Source organism: Streptomyces sp. 840.1, assembly GCF_003751445.1.
In the GTDB taxonomy this organism is placed as follows: Bacteria; Actinomycetota; Actinomycetes; order Streptomycetales; family Streptomycetaceae; genus Streptomyces.
The window spans coordinates 203,399-218,404 of sequence record NZ_RJUU01000002.1 but is presented as its reverse complement, the minus strand read 5'-3'; the positions used below and the strand labels follow the sequence as shown (position 1 = coordinate 218,404).

At 71.0% G+C, this 15,006-nt stretch carries 12 protein-coding genes; 2 read left to right on the top strand and 10 right to left on the bottom strand.

The annotated features are described in order from the left end of the window. Positions 1-166: 166 nt before the first annotated feature. Positions 167-838 (top strand): FadR/GntR family transcriptional regulator, encoded by a 672-nt coding sequence (locus tag EDD93_RS27240; RefSeq protein ID WP_123528151.1) that lies wholly within the window; start codon positions 167-169, stop codon positions 836-838. 92 nt (positions 839-930) lie between these two features. Here the strand turns inward: EDD93_RS27240 and EDD93_RS27235 are convergent, their stop codons facing one another. The 5 genes from EDD93_RS27235 to EDD93_RS27215 all read right to left on the bottom strand — a co-directional run bounded on the left by EDD93_RS27235 (position 931) and on the right by EDD93_RS27215 (position 6,771). After that, complete coding sequence (locus EDD93_RS27235) at positions 931-1,983, bottom strand: ABC transporter permease (RefSeq protein WP_123528150.1); 1,053 nt, start codon at positions 1,981-1,983, stop codon at positions 931-933. Further along, on the bottom strand, positions 1,980-3,509 hold the full coding sequence (locus EDD93_RS27230) for a sugar ABC transporter ATP-binding protein (protein ID WP_123528149.1): 1,530 nt from the start codon (positions 3,507-3,509) through the stop codon (positions 1,980-1,982). The genes EDD93_RS27235 and EDD93_RS27230 overlap by 4 nt, the downstream gene beginning before the upstream one ends. Positions 3,510-3,511: 2 nt before the next feature. Next, on the bottom strand, positions 3,512-4,552 hold the full coding sequence (locus tag EDD93_RS27225; RefSeq protein WP_123528148.1) for a sugar ABC transporter substrate-binding protein: 1,041 nt from the start codon (positions 4,550-4,552) through the stop codon (positions 3,512-3,514). Between the two features lie 105 nt (positions 4,553-4,657). Then, complete coding sequence (locus tag EDD93_RS27220) at positions 4,658-5,437, bottom strand: SDR family NAD(P)-dependent oxidoreductase (RefSeq protein WP_123528147.1); 780 nt, start codon at positions 5,435-5,437, stop codon at positions 4,658-4,660. Then, entirely contained in the window at positions 5,434-6,771 is a 1,338-nt protein-coding gene (locus EDD93_RS27215) for an L-fuconate dehydratase (RefSeq protein ID WP_123528146.1), read from the bottom strand. Before EDD93_RS27215 ends, EDD93_RS27220 begins: the two co-directional genes overlap by 4 nt. 257 nt (positions 6,772-7,028) lie before the next feature. Between EDD93_RS27215 and EDD93_RS27210 the strand changes: the two genes are divergently transcribed. After that, positions 7,029-8,141: a PAC2 family protein gene (locus EDD93_RS27210; RefSeq protein WP_123528145.1), complete on the top strand. Its 1,113-nt coding sequence runs from the start codon at positions 7,029-7,031 to the stop codon at positions 8,139-8,141. 77 nt (positions 8,142-8,218) lie between these two features. Here the strand turns inward: EDD93_RS27210 and EDD93_RS27205 are convergent, their stop codons facing one another. The 5 genes from EDD93_RS27205 to EDD93_RS27185 all read right to left on the bottom strand — a co-directional run bounded on the left by EDD93_RS27205 (position 8,219) and on the right by EDD93_RS27185 (position 14,992). Then, the gene (locus tag EDD93_RS27205) at positions 8,219-11,263 is read right to left on the bottom strand and encodes an NPCBM/NEW2 domain-containing protein (protein WP_123528144.1); all 3,045 of its coding nucleotides are present in this window, start codon (positions 11,261-11,263) and stop codon (positions 8,219-8,221) included. A 109-nt stretch (positions 11,264-11,372) separates the two neighbouring features. Further along, a complete protein-coding gene (gene mshC / locus EDD93_RS27200) occupies positions 11,373-12,602 on the bottom strand; it encodes a cysteine--1-D-myo-inosityl 2-amino-2-deoxy-alpha-D-glucopyranoside ligase (protein ID WP_123528143.1) in 1,230 nt (409 codons plus the stop codon). A gap of 178 nt (positions 12,603-12,780) precedes the next feature. Continuing rightward, complete coding sequence (locus EDD93_RS27195) at positions 12,781-13,620, bottom strand: SCO1664 family protein (protein ID WP_123528142.1); 840 nt, start codon at positions 13,618-13,620, stop codon at positions 12,781-12,783. Beyond that, positions 13,584-14,174, bottom strand: coding sequence for a DUF3090 domain-containing protein (locus tag EDD93_RS27190; RefSeq protein ID WP_123528141.1), 591 nt, complete (start codon positions 14,172-14,174; stop codon positions 13,584-13,586). Before EDD93_RS27190 ends, EDD93_RS27195 begins: the two co-directional genes overlap by 37 nt. 107 nt (positions 14,175-14,281) lie before the next feature. Further along, positions 14,282-14,992 (bottom strand): histidine phosphatase family protein, encoded by a 711-nt coding sequence (locus tag EDD93_RS27185; RefSeq protein ID WP_123528140.1) that lies wholly within the window; start codon positions 14,990-14,992, stop codon positions 14,282-14,284. Positions 14,993-15,006: the final 14 nt, after the last annotated feature.

Below are 15,006 nucleotides of genomic sequence, written 5' to 3'. Positions count from 1 at the left end.
CTCCCGTGCGTGCGGGCGGTGAGCGGTTTTCGGACTCTGCCGCCCAGAACCGCCCGAAACGCACCGCGTCTCGCGGGTGGCGTCGTACCGGTTGCCCCGAAGGGCGTATCGGCCGCCTCCGGGGACGCATAATGGGGGCGATACATCGGATGTCTGGAGGTCGCCCATGGCTGTCACTGACGAGGCCATCGAGAAGATCAAGGGAATGATCGTCTCGGGTGCGCTACGGCCCGGCGATCGTCTCCCCAAGGAGAGCGAACTCGCCGCGGAGCTCGGCCTGTCCCGCAACTCGCTGCGGGAGGCGGTGCGCGCCCTGTCGCTGATCCGCATTCTCGACGTACGGCAGGGCGACGGCACGTACGTCACCAGTCTGGATCCGCAACTGCTGCTGGAGGCACTGAGCTTCGTGGTGGACTTCCACCGCGACGACACGGTGCTGGAGTTCCTGGCGGTCCGCCGGATCCTGGAACCGGCCGCGACCGCGATGGCGGCGAGCCGGATCAGCGAGGAGCAGCTGGATCTGCTGAGCTCGCAGCTGGATGCCCTGGGCAGCCGCCCATCGGTCGAGGAGCTGGTGGCCTGCGATCTGGACTTCCACCGCGGCATCGTGCAGTCGTCCGGAAACTCGGTGCTCTGCTCGCTGCTGGACGGGCTCTCGGGGCCGACGACGCGGGCCCGGGTCTGGCGCGGTCTGACCCAGGAGGACGCGGTGAGCCGCACGCTCCACGAGCACCGGGCGATCGTGTCCGCACTGCGGGACCGCGACGCGGAGGCCGCTCGGGCCTGGGCGACGGTGCATGTGGCGAGCGTGGAGCAGTGGCTGCGCTCCACTCTGTGAACGGAGGCCGGGGTTCGGGGCTCCGCCCCGTGCCCCGGCCCTCGGACGCCGGACGGGCTGATCGTGCCCGTCCGGCGTCCGTGCACCGCTCGTCAGTCCTGCTTCTCGCCGCTCGCGAAGCGGGAGATGACCAGCGCGACGATGATGATCGCGCCGTTGAGGAACTGGTTCCAGAGCGCCGGGACGCCGCCGAGGGTCATCACGTTGACCACCAGCTGGAGCGTCAGAACGCCGGTCAGCGCGCCGAACAGGGTTCCTCGGCCGCCCTTGAGGCTGATGCCGCCGATCACCGCCGCGGCGAACACCTGGAAGATCCAGCCGTTGCCCTGCGTCGCGGCGACCGCGCCGTAGTGGCCGGTGTAGAGGATGCCCGCGAAGGCGGCCAGCAGGCCGCCGATGGCGAGGACGATCCAGGTGACCCGGTCGACCCGGATACCGGCGGCGCGCGCCGCCTCCGGGTTGCCGCCGATCGCGTACAGCGAGCGTCCGTGGCGCAGCCAGGCCAGCGCCGCGCCGCCGATCGCGAAGAGCACCAGGCAGATCCAGACGGCGGCCGGTGCGCCGAACCACGAGGTCTTGCCGAGGTAGCGGAAGGACTCCGGGACGTCGGTGATGGACTTGCCCTCGGTGATGCCGATGTGGAGTCCGCGCAGCATGGTCAGCATGCCGAGCGTGGCGATGAAGCCGTTGACCCGCAGCTTCAGCATCAGGAAGCCGTTGATCGCGCCGATGACGAGGCCCACCAGCAGGCAGAGCGGTATCGCCATCCAGGTGGGGAGTATTCCCAGGCCCGCGAAGCGGCCGTCGTCGCCGGGCAGCACCAGCCACATGGCGACGACGGGCGCGATGCCGATCGTCGACTCCAGGGACAGGTCCATCCGTCCGCAGATCAGGATCAGCGCCTGGCCCAGGACCAGCAGGCTGAGCTCGGACGACTGCTGGACGACGCTGATCAGGTTGTCCGAGGTGAGGAAGACCGGCGACACGATGAAGCCGATCACCATCAGCACCAGGATCACCGGCACCAGCGAGAAGTCGCTCCACCGGATCAGCTTGAGCCGGCTCAGCGGGCTGTCGTCCCCGGGCCCGCCCTTCGGGACCGTGTTGATGTCGTCGGCCGTGGACGGCCGTAGCGTGCCGGTCATTCCCTTTCCCCCACACCTTCCATGGCGGCGACGAGTTCCCCGTCGGTCCACCCGCTTTCGAACGTGGCGACCACTCGCCCGTGGAACAGGGCGAGCACCCGGTCGCAGACCCGCAGATCGTCCAGCTCGTCGGAGACGACGACCGCGGCGTTACCCTCGTCGGCCACCCGCCGGACGACTCCGAGGAGCGAGTCCTTGGACTTGACGTCCACGCCCGCGGTGGGCCGAACGGCCACCAGCACGCTGGGCTTGCGGGCCAGCGCGCGGGCGACCACCACCTTCTGCTGGTTGCCGCCGGAGAGCCCGGCGACGGGCTGCTCGGGGCCCTGGGTCTTGATGTCCAGTGATTCGATCATGCCCCGGGCGAACTCCCGCGTACGGGAGGGCAGTACGGTCCCCCACGGTCCGAGCTGGTCGGTCACCGTGAGGGTGGCGTTCTCCGCGACGCTGCGCTGCAGCACGAGGCCCTGGTCGTGCCGGTCCTCGGGTATGTAGCCGATCCCGGCGGCCAGCGCGTGCGGCACGCTCCCCGAGCGCACGGTCTCGCCGTGTACCCGGACCGTGCCGCCGCCGGCCTTGCGCATGCCCGCCAGCACCTCGCCGAGCGCGGTGTTGCCGCTGGCCGCGGATCCGGCCAGGCCGAGCACCTCGCCGGGGCGCACCTGGAGGTCCAGCGGTTCGAACCGGTCCTCCAGGGTGAGCCCCTCGGTGCTCAGGACGGGCTCCGCCGAGGCCTCGGGGGGCGCGGTGGCGCCGGCGGCGCCGGCGGCGTGCCAGGCGACCGCGCCGCCGGACTTCTCGCCGGTCATCGCCGACACCAGGTCCGTCTTGGCCACGTCCGCCACCGGGGCGGTCAGGACGTGGCGGGCGTCGCGGTACACGGTGACCGCCGTGCAGAGCTCGTACACCTCCTGGAGGTGGTGGGAGATGAAGAGGAACGCCACTCCCTGGCTCTGCAGTTCCCGGAGCTTGTCGAAGAGCCGTCCGATGCCCCGGGCGTCGAGCTGGGCCGTCGGCTCGTCGAGGATGATCAGCCGCGCGCCGAAGGACAGCGCGCGGGCGATCTCGACGAACTGCCGCTGCTCGACGGCGAGATCGCGTGCCCGGGTGTTCGGGTCGACCTGCACGCCGTAGTCGGCCAGGAGCTGCTCCGCGCGCTTGCGCAGCCGCCCCCAGCTGATCCAGCGGGCGTTGTCGTCGAACCGGTTGAGGAAGAGGTTCTCCGCGACGGTCAGGTCGGGGACGACCATGGACTTCTGGTAGACGCAGGCGACCTTCGACTGCCAGGCCGTGGTGTCCCCGAAGGCGGGCGCGGGCTCGCCGCCGAAGGTGACCGTGCCCGCGTCCGCCTTGTGGAGTCCGGTCAACACGCTGACCAGGGTCGATTTGCCCGCGCCGTTGCGGCCGACGAGGGCGTGCGACTCACCCGGCTGCACCGTGAGCTTCACCCCGTCGAGCGCGACGGTGGGTCCGAAGCGTTTGACGACGCCTTCCGCCTGTACGGCAGGTGGTGGTGCCTGGTCCATGGCTAGCTCTTCTTCTCCAGCTGGTTGGCCCACAGCTTCGGGTCGTCGACGTTGTCCTTGGTCACCAGCGGCGCGGGGAGCTGGTCCTCGAAGCCGTTCGGGATCTTGATGATGGTGGAGTCGTGGTCGGTCGGGCCCTCCTTGAAGGTCTTCCCGTCCAGCGCCGCCTTGGCGTAGTACAGCGCGTACTTCGCGTACAGGTCGGCGGGCTGGGAGATCGTCGCGTCGATCTTCCCGGCCTTGATGGCGTCGAACTCCTCCGGGATGCCGTCGTTGGAGATGATGGTGATGTGGCCCGGCGAACCGGCCGGCTTCAGCAGCTTCTTCTGCTCCAGGAGGGCGAGCGTGGGCTGCAGGAAGACCCCGCCGGCCTGCATGTAGATGCCGTTGATGTCGGGGTGCGCGGCCAGCGTGGACTGGAGCTTCGCGGAGGCGACGTCGCCCTTCCAGTCGGTGGCGAGCTCGAACACCTTGATGCCGGGGAAGTCCTTGTCCATGCAGGCCTTGAAGGCCTCGGAGCGGTCGCGGCCGTTGATCGAGGACAGGTCGCCCTGGAACTCGACGACCTTGCCCTTGCCCTTGAGCTGCTCACCGAGGTACTTGCAGGCGTTCGTCCCGTACGCCTTGTTGTCGGCGCGCACCACCATGTAGATGTCGCCCTTGTCGGGGCGGGTGTCGACGCTGATGACCGGGATCTTCTTCTCGTTCAGCGTGTTCAGCGACTCGGCTATCGCGCCGGTGTCCTGCGGGGCCATCACCACGGCCTTGGCGCCCTGGTCGGTGAAGGTCTGGACGTTGGCGACCAGCTTGCCGATGTCGTTCTGCGAGTTGGTCAGCGGCAGCGCCTTGACCTCACCGCCCTTGACCCCCTTCTGGATGTAGTTCTGGTAGGAGTTCCAGAAGTCGCTGTCGCTGCGCGGCAGGTCGATGCCGACCTTGCCGCCACCCGCACCGTCGTCCGATGATTCGCGGTTGCAGCCCGCCAGGGCAGTGACGGCCAGCAGTACGGCGCAGGCTGCCGCACTCGTCGTACGCACTCTCATTGGGGTCCCGTTCCTTTGTGGAGTACCGGCTCGGAGATCTGAAGGTGGTGCGGATGGTACGAGGAGTGCGGTCCGGGCTGTCCGGGTCCGGACCGCACCCCCCGGTCAGCTGTCGGCGGGGCGCAGGCGCAGGCCCTGCATGCCGCCGTCGACCGCCAGTGCGGTGCCCGTCACGGAGGCCGCGGCGGGACTGGCGAGGTACACGATCGCGGCGGCCACCTCGTCGGCGGAGACCAGCCGGCCCAGCGGCTGGCGGGCGTTGAGCGCGGCGCGTTCCGCTTCCGGGTCACCGGCCCGGCCCAGGAGCCGGCCGATCCACGGGGTGTCCGCGGTGCCGGGGTTGACGCAGTTGACCCGGACGCCCTCGCGGACGTGGTCGGCGGCCATCGCGAGGGTGAGCGAGAGGACGGCGCCCTTGCTCGCGCTGTACAGGGCGCGCTGCGGCAGCCCGGCGGTGGCGGCGATCGAACAGGTCTGGGTGATCGAGACGGCGCCGGGGCGCTCGGCGGCGGCGCGCCTCAGGTGCGGCAGGGCGTGCCGGGCGGTGCGGACCATGCCGAGGACGTTGATGTCCAGGACCCGGGTCCACTCGTCGTCGTCGTTGTCCTCGACCGAGCCGATGGACCCGATGCCCGCGTTCGACACGAGCGTGTGCAGGGAGCCCAGTTCGGCCGCCGCGCGGTCGACCGCGTCGCGCACGGCCGCGTCGTCGGTGACGTCCGCCTTGAGCGCGAGGGTGCCCCCGGGGGCGCCTGCGGTCTCCCGGTCCAGGACGGCCACCCGGGCCCCGCGCTCCAGGAGCGTGGTCGCGACGGCGGCCCCGATGCCGGAGGCGCCGCCCGTCACCAGAGCGTTCATCCCCTCGAAGTCGCGTGTGCCGGTCATCGGCTGTCCTCCTCGGTGGTGCGGCGGGCCTGCCATACGGGGCCCTCCGGATAGCGGTGTGCGGCGATCGACTCGGGGAGCATCCGGGCGGAGAAGCCCGGGGACGCCGGGGCCCGGTAGCGGCCCGATTCGATCACCGTGGGGTCGGCGAAGTGTTCGTGCAGATGGTCGACGTATTCGATCACCCGGTCCTCCCAGGTGCCGGAGACCGCCACGTAGTCGAACATCGAGAGGTGCTGCACCAGCTCGCACAGGCCGACGCCCCCGGCGTGCGGGCAGACCGGCACGCCGAACTTGGCTGCGAGCAGCAGGATCGCCAGGTTCTCGTTGACACCGGCGACCCGTGCGGCGTCGATCTGGACGAAGTCGACCGCGCCGGCCTGGAGCAGCTGCTTGAACACGACCCGGTTGGCGACGTGTTCGCCGGTGGCGACCTTGACGGGCTGGCCGGCGCGCACGGCGGCGTGGCCGAGGATGTCGTCGGGGCTGGTCGGCTCCTCGATCCAGTGCGGGTCGTACGGTGCGAGCGCGGTCATCCACTCCACCGCGTCGGCGACGTCCCAGCGCTGGTTGGCGTCGACCGCGATCCGCACGTCGGCGCCCACGGCCTCCCGGGCGAGCCCGAGCCTGCGCACGTCGTCGCCGAGGTCTCCGCCGACCTTCAGCTTGATCTGGGTGAAGCCGTCCGCGACGGCCTGCTTCGCCAGTCCGACCAGCTTGTCGTCGGAGTAGCCGAGCCAGCCGGGCGAGGTGGTGTAGGCGGGATATCCCTCGGCGCGCAGCCGCTCGGCCCGCTCGGCCCGGCCCGGTTCGGCGGCGCGCAGGATGGTGAGCGCCTCCTCGGGGGTGAGGGCGTCGCTGAGATAGCGGAAGTCGACGAGGGATACGAGTTCCTCGGGCGTCATCTCGGCCAGGAACTGCCAGACGGGTCTGCCGGCCCGCTTCGCGGCCAGGTCCCAGGCCGCGTTCACGACCGCGCCGGCCGCCATGTGCATCACGCCCTTCTCGGGCCCCAGCCAGCGCAGTTGGGAGTCGTGGGTGAGGTCCCGGTACAGCGCGCCGAGGTCGCCCGCGGTGCGGGGCACGGGACGGCCCACGATGTAGGGCCGCAGCGCCTGGATGGCGGCTGCCATCACCTCGTTGCCGCGCCCGATGGTGAAACAGAAGCCATGTCCCTCGATACCGCCACCGTCATTGTCCGCGGCGTCGGTACGCAGTACTACATAGGCGGCCGAGTAGTCGGGATCGGGGTTCATGGCGTCCGAGCCGTCCAGTTGTTCCGAGGTCGGAAAACGGATGTCGTGAACCTCGAAGTCCGTGACGGTCTGACTCATGCGCGCCCCCAGGGGAAATAACATCGGACCTCTGCTCTGATCATCCGATGTATAGCGCCCCGAAGGCCCCAACGTCCAGGGTTGAACCGAAATTGCCCCCGCACAGCTCGGATGTATGACGGGCCTGATGCCCTGGTTAGGCCGGTGATGCACCTTCGTGGCCCGGGTTCACCCGGCCGTGCGCGGGGGCTGCGGCGGGAGTGGCCGGACGCCGTAAGGTTGTTCCGTACGCAAGGGAACTTCGGAAGGAGGCCTGGGTGATCGAGCTCGAGGGGGTTCCCGAGCTGATCGACCCGGTCATGGTGGCCGCGTTCGAGGGGTGGAACGACGCAGGTGACGCCGCTTCCACCGCGGTCGCGCACCTGGACCGGGAGTGGAAGGGCGAGGTGTTCGCGGCGCTGGACGCCGAGGACTACTACGACTTCCAGGTCAACCGCCCGACGGTGTTTCTGGACGGCGGGGCGCGCAAGATCACCTGGCCGACGACCCGGCTCTCGGTGGTGCGCGTCGGCGGCGACAAGCCCCGCGACCTCGTCCTGGTCCGGGGCATCGAGCCGTCGATGCGCTGGCGCTCGTTCTGCAACGAGATCCTGGGCTTCGCCCATGAACTGGGCGTCGAGATGGTGGTGGTGCTCGGTGCGCTGCTCGGCGACACCCCGCACACCCGTCCGGTACCGGTCAGCGGCGTGACGTCCGATCCGGACCTGGCGCGGACCATGGACCTGGAGGAGACCAGGTACGAGGGGCCGACCGGCATCGTCGGCATCCTCCAGGAGGCGTGCACCCACGCGGGTGTGCCGGCGGTGAGCCTGTGGGCGGCGGTGCCGCACTACGTGTCGCAGCCGCCCAACCCGAAGGCCACCCTGGCGCTGCTGAACCGCCTGGAGGACCTGATCGGGCTGCGCATCCCGCTGGGCGAACTGGCCGAGGACGCGCGCGCCTGGCAGCTCGGGGTGGACCAACTGGCCGCCGAGGACAGCGAGGTCGCGGAGTACGTGCAGACGCTGGAGGAGGCCCGCGACACCGCGGAGCTTCCCGAGGCGAGCGGGGAGGCCATCGCCCGGGAGTTCGAGCGCTATCTGCGGCGCCGGGACCCAGGTCCGGGTTCCGGGCCGGGCGGACACGCGACGGAGAGCGGCGACAGCTCGTACCTGCGCGATACGTCGAGCGGACGGACCAGGCCGCCGAAGCCGGCCCGGCCCGACAGCGGCCCGGGTCCGGTGAGCGGGGCCGGAAACGGTCCCGCGCGCGGCACGGGGCCGGGCCCGGCCCCGGACGAGACGCCGAAGGACACCCCGAAGGACGCTCCGGGGGACGACTCGCCGGAGGATTCGTCGGAGGATTCGTCGGAGGATTCGTCGGAGGACTGATCCGGACAGCCGGGAGCCGGGCGGGTGGACGACACCCGCCCGGCTCCCCTCTTTCCCCGCGTGCACCGCCGCGGGGCTCAGGCGCAGGTGAAGCGCGCGGCACCCCAGTCGCCGTGGTCGCCGGTCTTGGACGCGTTGGTGTCCGTGACCTTCAGGCGCACATGACGCGCCCCGTCCAGGGAGACATCGACCGGCACGGCCGCCGACGCCCCGGTCACCTTCGGCGAGGTCCAGAGCACCTTGCCGTCGGCCTCGACGGAGAACGCCACCTCGCCGTATCCGTTGATCTCGTCGTCGATCCCGGCGTCCGCGGTGAACTTCGAGCACTGTCCGCCGGTGTAGAACTCGATGTCGGAGTCGGCGTGGGTGCCGATCCCCTTCTCGTACGTCTTCCCGGCCAGCGTGAGCGGACCGCCGTCGGCCGCGCCCGATTCGCCGTTGCTGCGGTCGCGTTCCGCCGGGCCGTACCCGTTGACCGAGCTCAGCCACTTCAGATCGCTCGCCCAGGCCTCGCCGGCGGGCGGCGGCGGCATCACCGCGGTGGCGATCCGCTGGACCGCCGTACGGGATTCGCCCGCCGAGCGGTAGCGGACATGTGCGGTGAGCCGGACCTCGCCCAGCGCCGCGTCCTTCGCCGGGGTCACCGACACCTCGACGCGCCGGGTGGCGCCCGCCGGAATCCGGCGCACGGTCCCGGCCGGGGCGGCCCGCCAGCCCTCGGGGACGTCCAGGGAGACCATGGCGTCCGTGACATCGGCCTTGCCTGCGGTGACGTCGACGGCGACGGTGGCCGGCGCGCCCGCGCCCGCCTCCTGGCCCTGCGGCGCCGAGACGGTGGCCGTGGCGGCCGCGTTCCGTCCGCCGACCGCGCTGGCGTTCTCCAGCCGCACCGAGAACTTCTTGCCCGTGGACAGCGGGGCGGTCTTGATCCTGACCACGCCGCCCCGGTCGTCGCGGTCGTACCACCAGCCCTGCTTCACCTTCGCGTACGCGGCGGCCGAGCCGAGCCGGGGCAGCTTGCCGGTGAGCTTCACCGCGCTCGGCTCCGAGCCGGTGTGCACGGTGAACTCGTACGGGCGGCTGCTCTGCTTCCCGGTGAACCTGCCCTTGCTCTCACCGATGTTCACGGTGATGTCGCCCGTGCCCTTCGCCGGGGCGCGGACCTCGGCGGTCTGCGTCGCGTACGCGCCGTCGCGGTGCTCACGGGTCACGCCGTCGTCCTCGTACAGGGTGAACGAGGACGTGCCCTGCGGGTAGATGTCCCAGGCGAGCGGGGAGCCCGCGGTGCGGTCCTTGTACGAGCGGATACCCGGCCACATCGGCACGGCGGCGCCGCCCCTGACGAACAGCGGCAGGGTGTCGAGCGGGGCGCTGTAGTCGTCGACGGTGACCGGGCCCCGGTAGGTCCGCCCGGTCCAGTAGTCGGTCCAGGTGCCCTTCGGCAGGTAGATGCCGTCGCGCTCGGTGCTGTCCTGGTAGACCGGGGCGACGAGGAAGTCCTCGCCGGACATGAACTCGTACTTCGCCGCGTCCGTGGCGGCCTTCGGGTCGTCCGGGTACTCCAGCACCAGCGGGCGCACCATGCCGACGCCGGTCTTCGTCGCCTCGTGCGCGTAGGAGTACTGGTAGGGCAGCAGCGACTCCTTGAGCTTCAGGTAGTCGCGGTTGACCGAGGTGTACGGCTCGCCGTACCGGTAGGGCTGCTTGTCGCTGGCCGCCCAGCCGTCCATGGTCATCGTGGTGCCCAGGAACATCTTCCACTGGAGGTCGCGGGTGTACGTCTTGGCGCTGCCGCCGAAGATGCCGTCCACGTCGCCCGTGGTGTAGGCGAGGCCGGACATCGTGGCGCCCGCGTAGGTCGGGATCTGCCAGCGGATGTAGTCCCAGGTGCCGTACTGGTCGCCGGACCACTGGACACCGCAGCGCTGGGCGCCCGACCAGCTCTCCGGGGCGTAGGTGAAGCCCCGGGCGTCGCTGTTGTCCTCGATGCCCTTGTAGGCGTCCTTGCAGCCGTCCAGGGCGAACTTGTAGCCGTCCCCGACCCAGGCCACGTCCAGCTTGGCGACGCGCTGGCCGGCCTTGACCTGGTCACCGAGCTTGTCGATGCCGTCCTCGGTCCACAGGCCCATCTCCATGTCCCGGTCCTGGAGGCCCTTGGCGGTCTCCGCGAGGTCCTCGTATCCACAGCCGTAGCCGTCGTTGACGAGCATCCAGCCGTTGGGCATGTCGTTCTCGACGTATCCGTCGGCGATCTTCAGCGAGTCCAGGGTGCGGCGCTCGCCCCGGTTGGCGTTGTGCAGGTAGCAGTCGGAGTCGCCGATCTCCATGCCGTACACCGGCGGCAGGAACGGCTTGCCGGTGAGCTTCGTGTACTGGCCTATGACGTCCTTGGCGTCACCCGCGAAGTAGTAGGCGTCGAAGCGCTGTTCCTTCGCGCTGGTGGTCACCGGGTCGGTGAAGGCGTAGGTGTTGGGCGCGAAGGTGTTGCGGAACACGCCGTAGCCGGCCGACGAGAGGTAGAACGGCACCGAGTTGGGGTGGCCGCCGTCGTCCCAGTTGTAGTCGACGCCGACCTCGACCGTCTTGCCCCGGTGCGAGGTGTTGCCCCGGCCGTTCTGCATTCCGGCGCCGTAGAACTGCTCGTCGCCGCCGCGTGCGAAGGTCTGGGTGGTCTTCTCGCCGTCCCAGCTCAGCCCCTTCGCCTCGGACCACACCTGGGTGCCGTCGGCCCGGTACAGGGCGAACCGCAGCGGCGATTTGTAGGCACGGAGCGTGACATCGCCGGTGGACAGGTCGTAGCGGTCGCTCCGCTCCTTCCAGCGGGTGCGCGGCGGTGATCCCTGGGGCAGCACGATGGCGTCGCCGGCCGGGTCGGAGAACGTGCCGTCCGGGGCGAGTTCGATCCGGAAGGTCTCCTCCGAGACGAAGCTGACGCGGGCCTCGGCGGTGCCCGCGCGCAGGTGGTAGACGGGTCCGTCGGCCGAGAAGCCGGTGAGATCGCCGACCGTGGTCCCGGCCGGGGCGGCCGAATCCGCACGGGCACCACCCGGTCCCGAGACGACGGCGAACAGTCCCAGCAGCGCTGCAACTACTGCCGTTCTGATGCGCGTTGATGATTGCATAGAGCGCTTTTAGCGCAGCACCAAGCATTTGACCATGGACAAAACGGAACCGGCCCCGAACTTCATCAAGAAGTTCGGGGCCGGTGAACGGACGTAATACGGCGGGTGGTTACAGCGCGACACCGAGCAGCGCGTCGACGGTGCGCGAGACGAGTCCCGGCGCGCCCTCGTCCGGGCCGCCCCCGGCGCTCTGCCGCTCGGCCCAGCGGTCCACGGCGGCCAGCGCCGTCGGGGTGTCCAGGTCGTCGGCGAGCGCCTCGCGGACCTCCTCGACCAGGGCGTCGGCGGCGAGGCCGTCGGGCCGCGAGACGGCGGCGCGCCAGCGGGCGAGCCGGTCCACCGCGTCGGCGAGCACCTGGTCGGTCCACTCCCAGTCGGAGCGGTAGTGGTGCGAGAGCAGGGCGAGACGGATCGCGGCCGGGTCCACGCCCTCGCGGCGCAGGGCCGAGACGAAGACCAGGTTGCCCTTGGACTTGGACATCTTCTCGCCGTCCAGGCCGACCATTCCGGCGTGCACGTAGGCCTGGGCGAACGGGTGCTCGCCGGTCAGCACCTGGGCGTGCGAGGCGCCCATCTCGTGGTGCGGGAAGGCGAGGTCGGAGCCGCCTCCCTGGACGTCGAAGCCCATGCCGAGGTGGTCCAGGGCGATGGCGACGCACTCGATGTGCCAGCCGGGCCGGCCGGCGCCGAGCGAGGCGCCGTCCCAGCTCGGCTCGCCCTCGCGGGCGGCCATCCAGAGCATCGGGTCGAGGGGGTTCTTCTTGCCGGGACGCTCCGGGTCCCCGCCGCGCTCGGCGGAGAGCAGCCGCATCGCCTCGGCGTCCAGGTTGGAGACCTGGCCGAAGTGAGGGTCGGTGTCGACGGAGAAGTACACATCGCCGTCGAGGTCGTAGGCGGCGCCCGCGTCCCGCAGCCGTTCGACGAGCGGCACGATGCCGGGTATCGCCTCGACGGCTCCGATGTAGTGCTGCGGCGGGAGCATGCGCAGGGCAGTCATGTCCTCGCGGAACAGGGCCGTCTCGCTCTCGGCGAGCTCGGTCCAGTCCTTGCCGTCGCGCACGGCCCGCTCCAGCAGCGGATCGTCCACGTCGGTCACGTTCTGGACATAGTGAACCTGCCGCTTGGTGTCGAGCCACACGCGCTGGACGAGGTCGAACGCGTTGTAGGTCGCCGCATGACCCATATGGGTCGCGTCGTACGGCGTGATGCCGCAGACATAGATGCGGGCGACGGAACCGGGGTCAAGGGTGATCCGTCCGCCGGTCGCGGTGTCGTGGATCCGAAGGTCGCGGCCCTTGCCAGGAAGGGCGGGGACCTCAGAAGCGGGCCAGGCATGCATGCGACGAGCGTAACCGGACGCGGCTTCCGGATACGAACCGGAGGGGGGTTCCTGTCCGAAGAGGCACTCTTGCGCCCGGCTCCTAAGAGTGCTTCGGTCCACCCGGCCGCCCGCCCCGAACGGTCCGGGACGGGCCGGTGCCGGGCGGTCGCACCGGGCGCCGCCCGCCGGGCCACGCCTACACGGGCGGCCACGGAATGGCCGGCCAGCCACCACTCGGCTCCCGGTGGAGACCGGTGGACCGCAGCCCCGCCACCCGGGCCCGCAGCGCCTCGATCTCGGCCGCGGTGATCAGTTCCCCCAGCCGGGTGACCAGTGCCGCCCCGGGCTCCAGCTCGCCGGACAGCCGGTCCAGCACCTCCACCGCCTCGGCGGGCAGCGGCTCGCCCGCCCAGCCCCACAGCAGGGTGCGCAGCTTGTCCTCGGCGTTGAAGGTGACGCCGTGGTCGATGCCGTACAGCCGTCCGTCGGGCGCGGGCAGCAGGTGTCCGCCCTTGCGGTCGCCGTTGTTGATCACCGCATCCAGGACCGCGAGCCGCCGCAGCCGAGGGTCGTCCGCGTGCACCAGCAGGGCGGTCTTCCCCTCCCCCACCTCGGCCAGGGCCACGGCCTTCCAGCCCTCGCCCGGCTCCTCGTCCTCGACGAGCGCGAGCAGTCCCGGATCGTCCTCCTGCTGCGGCGCCGCCTCGATCCACAGCTGGCACATGCCCTGGCCGTACGGACCGTCCCGCAGCACGGTCGGCGGCACCAGGCCCCAGCCGGTGGCCTCGGAGACCTCGTAGGCGGCCACCTCGCGCTGGGCGAGGGTGCCGTCGGGGAAGTCCCACAGGGGCTGCTCACCGGCGACGGGCTTGTAGACGCAGTTGGCCTCCTCGCCCTCGTACGCGACCGAGCAGTACAGCACCGCGTTGGAGGCTCCCCGGACCTGTCCGAGGACGGTGAGCTCGCCCTTGCCGAGCAGGGTCAGCCGCCCTGCGTCGGTCAGGCCCCGCGGCGGTATCCGTTCTGGCGCGGGCATACGTGTCCTTCCGGATCGAGCGGGAGGCTGCACAGCGGGCACGGCGGGCGGCCGGCGTTCACGACGTCCAGGGCGCGTTTGGCGAAGGCACGGGCCTGCGCCCCGCTGAGCCGGACCCGGAGCATCGGCGGGCCGTTCTCCTCGTCCTGGAGCAGCCGCTCCTCGGCCTCGGCGAGATCCTCGACGGATTCCGCGTCCAGCTCGACCAGGGCCTGCGCCTCGACGATCATGCGCTGTTCCTCGCCGTCCCAGGCGAGTGCCATCGTGCCGACCCGGAACTCCTCCTCGACGGGGACGTCGAGCGGGGCGGTGTCGGTGACGTCCATCGGGGCGACCGCGGGGACCGGGGAATTGCCCCCGGTGCGCCGGACCACTTCGTCGAGCAGTTCGTCCACCCGCTCTGCGAGGGCGGCGACTTGGGTCTTCTCCAGGGCCACGCTGGTGACACGTCCGCCTGAGGATGCCTGCAGGAAGAACGTACGACGTCCAGGCAGCCCGACCGTACCGGCCACGAAACGGTCCGGGGGGTCGTAGAGGAACACCTGACGGGACACGTCCTGTCTCCCTTGTGATTTGACGCGGATGGGGGGTCGGCCGGGGCCCGGGAGAGAGTCCTCCCGGAAAGGCGCCTACGGCGCGTCCACCCTACTGCGCGGAGCGATCACGGTGCCCCAGCGCCGCCCCCGACCGCGGCGTCGGCCCCGTCGCCGGCCGCCTTCGCCTCGTCGGGGGCGGGTTCGCGCGGTGCCAGGGGGGCGAGGTCGCCGGTGTCGCCCAGCCTCAGCAGGAAGGGCCGCAGCCTGGTGTAACGGATCGCGGTGACCGAGCACGGGTCGGCGTGGACGCGCTGGAAGAGGTCCAGGTGCATGCCGAGCGCGTCGGCCACAAGGGACTTGATGATGTCGCCGTGCGAGCACATCACGTAGACGGCGTTCTCACCGTGCTCCGCCTCGATCCGCGCGTTCCACTCCCGGACGGCGTCCACGGCGCGTGCCTGCATCGCCCTCATGGACTCGCCGCCGGGGAACGCGGCAGCCGACGGGTGCTGCTGCACGACCGTCATCAGCGGCTCGTCGGAGAGCTCGGCGAGCTTGCGGCCCGCCCAGTCGCCGTAGTCGCACTCGCTGATCCGCTCCTCGGTGTGCAGCGGCAGGTCCGGCCGGGCGTCGAGCAGCGGCTGCAGCGTCTCGCGGCAGCGCTGCAGGGGGCTGCTGACGGCCGCGGCGAGGGGCAGGGCGGCCAGCCGTCCGGGGAGCGCCGCGGCCTGCTCGGCGCCGCGCTCGTCGAGTGCGACGCCGGGGGTCCGGCCCGCGAGCACCCCGGCCGTGTTGGCGGTGGAGCGTCCGTGTCGTACGAGGATCAGGGTGGGCATACCGGCCAGCGTAG

What these genes read in the sequence shown, in the direction of transcription:
- EDD93_RS27215 (WP_123528146.1), bottom strand. Translation starts at nt 6,771, where the DNA reads ATGAGTCAGACCGTCACGGACTTCGAGGTTCACGACATCCGTTTTCCG.
- EDD93_RS27240 (WP_123528151.1), top strand. Translation starts at nt 167, where the DNA reads ATGGCTGTCACTGACGAGGCCATCGAGAAGATCAAGGGAATGATCGTC.
- EDD93_RS27225 (WP_123528148.1), bottom strand. Translation starts at nt 4,552, where the DNA reads ATGAGAGTGCGTACGACGAGTGCGGCAGCCTGCGCCGTACTGCTGGCC.
- mshC (WP_123528143.1), bottom strand. Translation starts at nt 12,602, where the DNA reads ATGCATGCCTGGCCCGCTTCTGAGGTCCCCGCCCTTCCTGGCAAGGGC.
- EDD93_RS27230 (WP_123528149.1), bottom strand. Translation starts at nt 3,509, where the DNA reads ATGGACCAGGCACCACCACCTGCCGTACAGGCGGAAGGCGTCGTCAAA.
- EDD93_RS27185 (WP_123528140.1), bottom strand. Translation starts at nt 14,992, where the DNA reads ATGCCCACCCTGATCCTCGTACGACACGGACGCTCCACCGCCAACACG.
- EDD93_RS27220 (WP_123528147.1), bottom strand. Translation starts at nt 5,437, where the DNA reads ATGACCGGCACACGCGACTTCGAGGGGATGAACGCTCTGGTGACGGGC.
- EDD93_RS27205 (WP_123528144.1), bottom strand. Translation starts at nt 11,263, where the DNA reads ATGCAATCATCAACGCGCATCAGAACGGCAGTAGTTGCAGCGCTGCTG.
- EDD93_RS27195 (WP_123528142.1), bottom strand. Translation starts at nt 13,620, where the DNA reads ATGCCCGCGCCAGAACGGATACCGCCGCGGGGCCTGACCGACGCAGGG.
- EDD93_RS27235 (WP_123528150.1), bottom strand. Translation starts at nt 1,983, where the DNA reads ATGACCGGCACGCTACGGCCGTCCACGGCCGACGACATCAACACGGTC.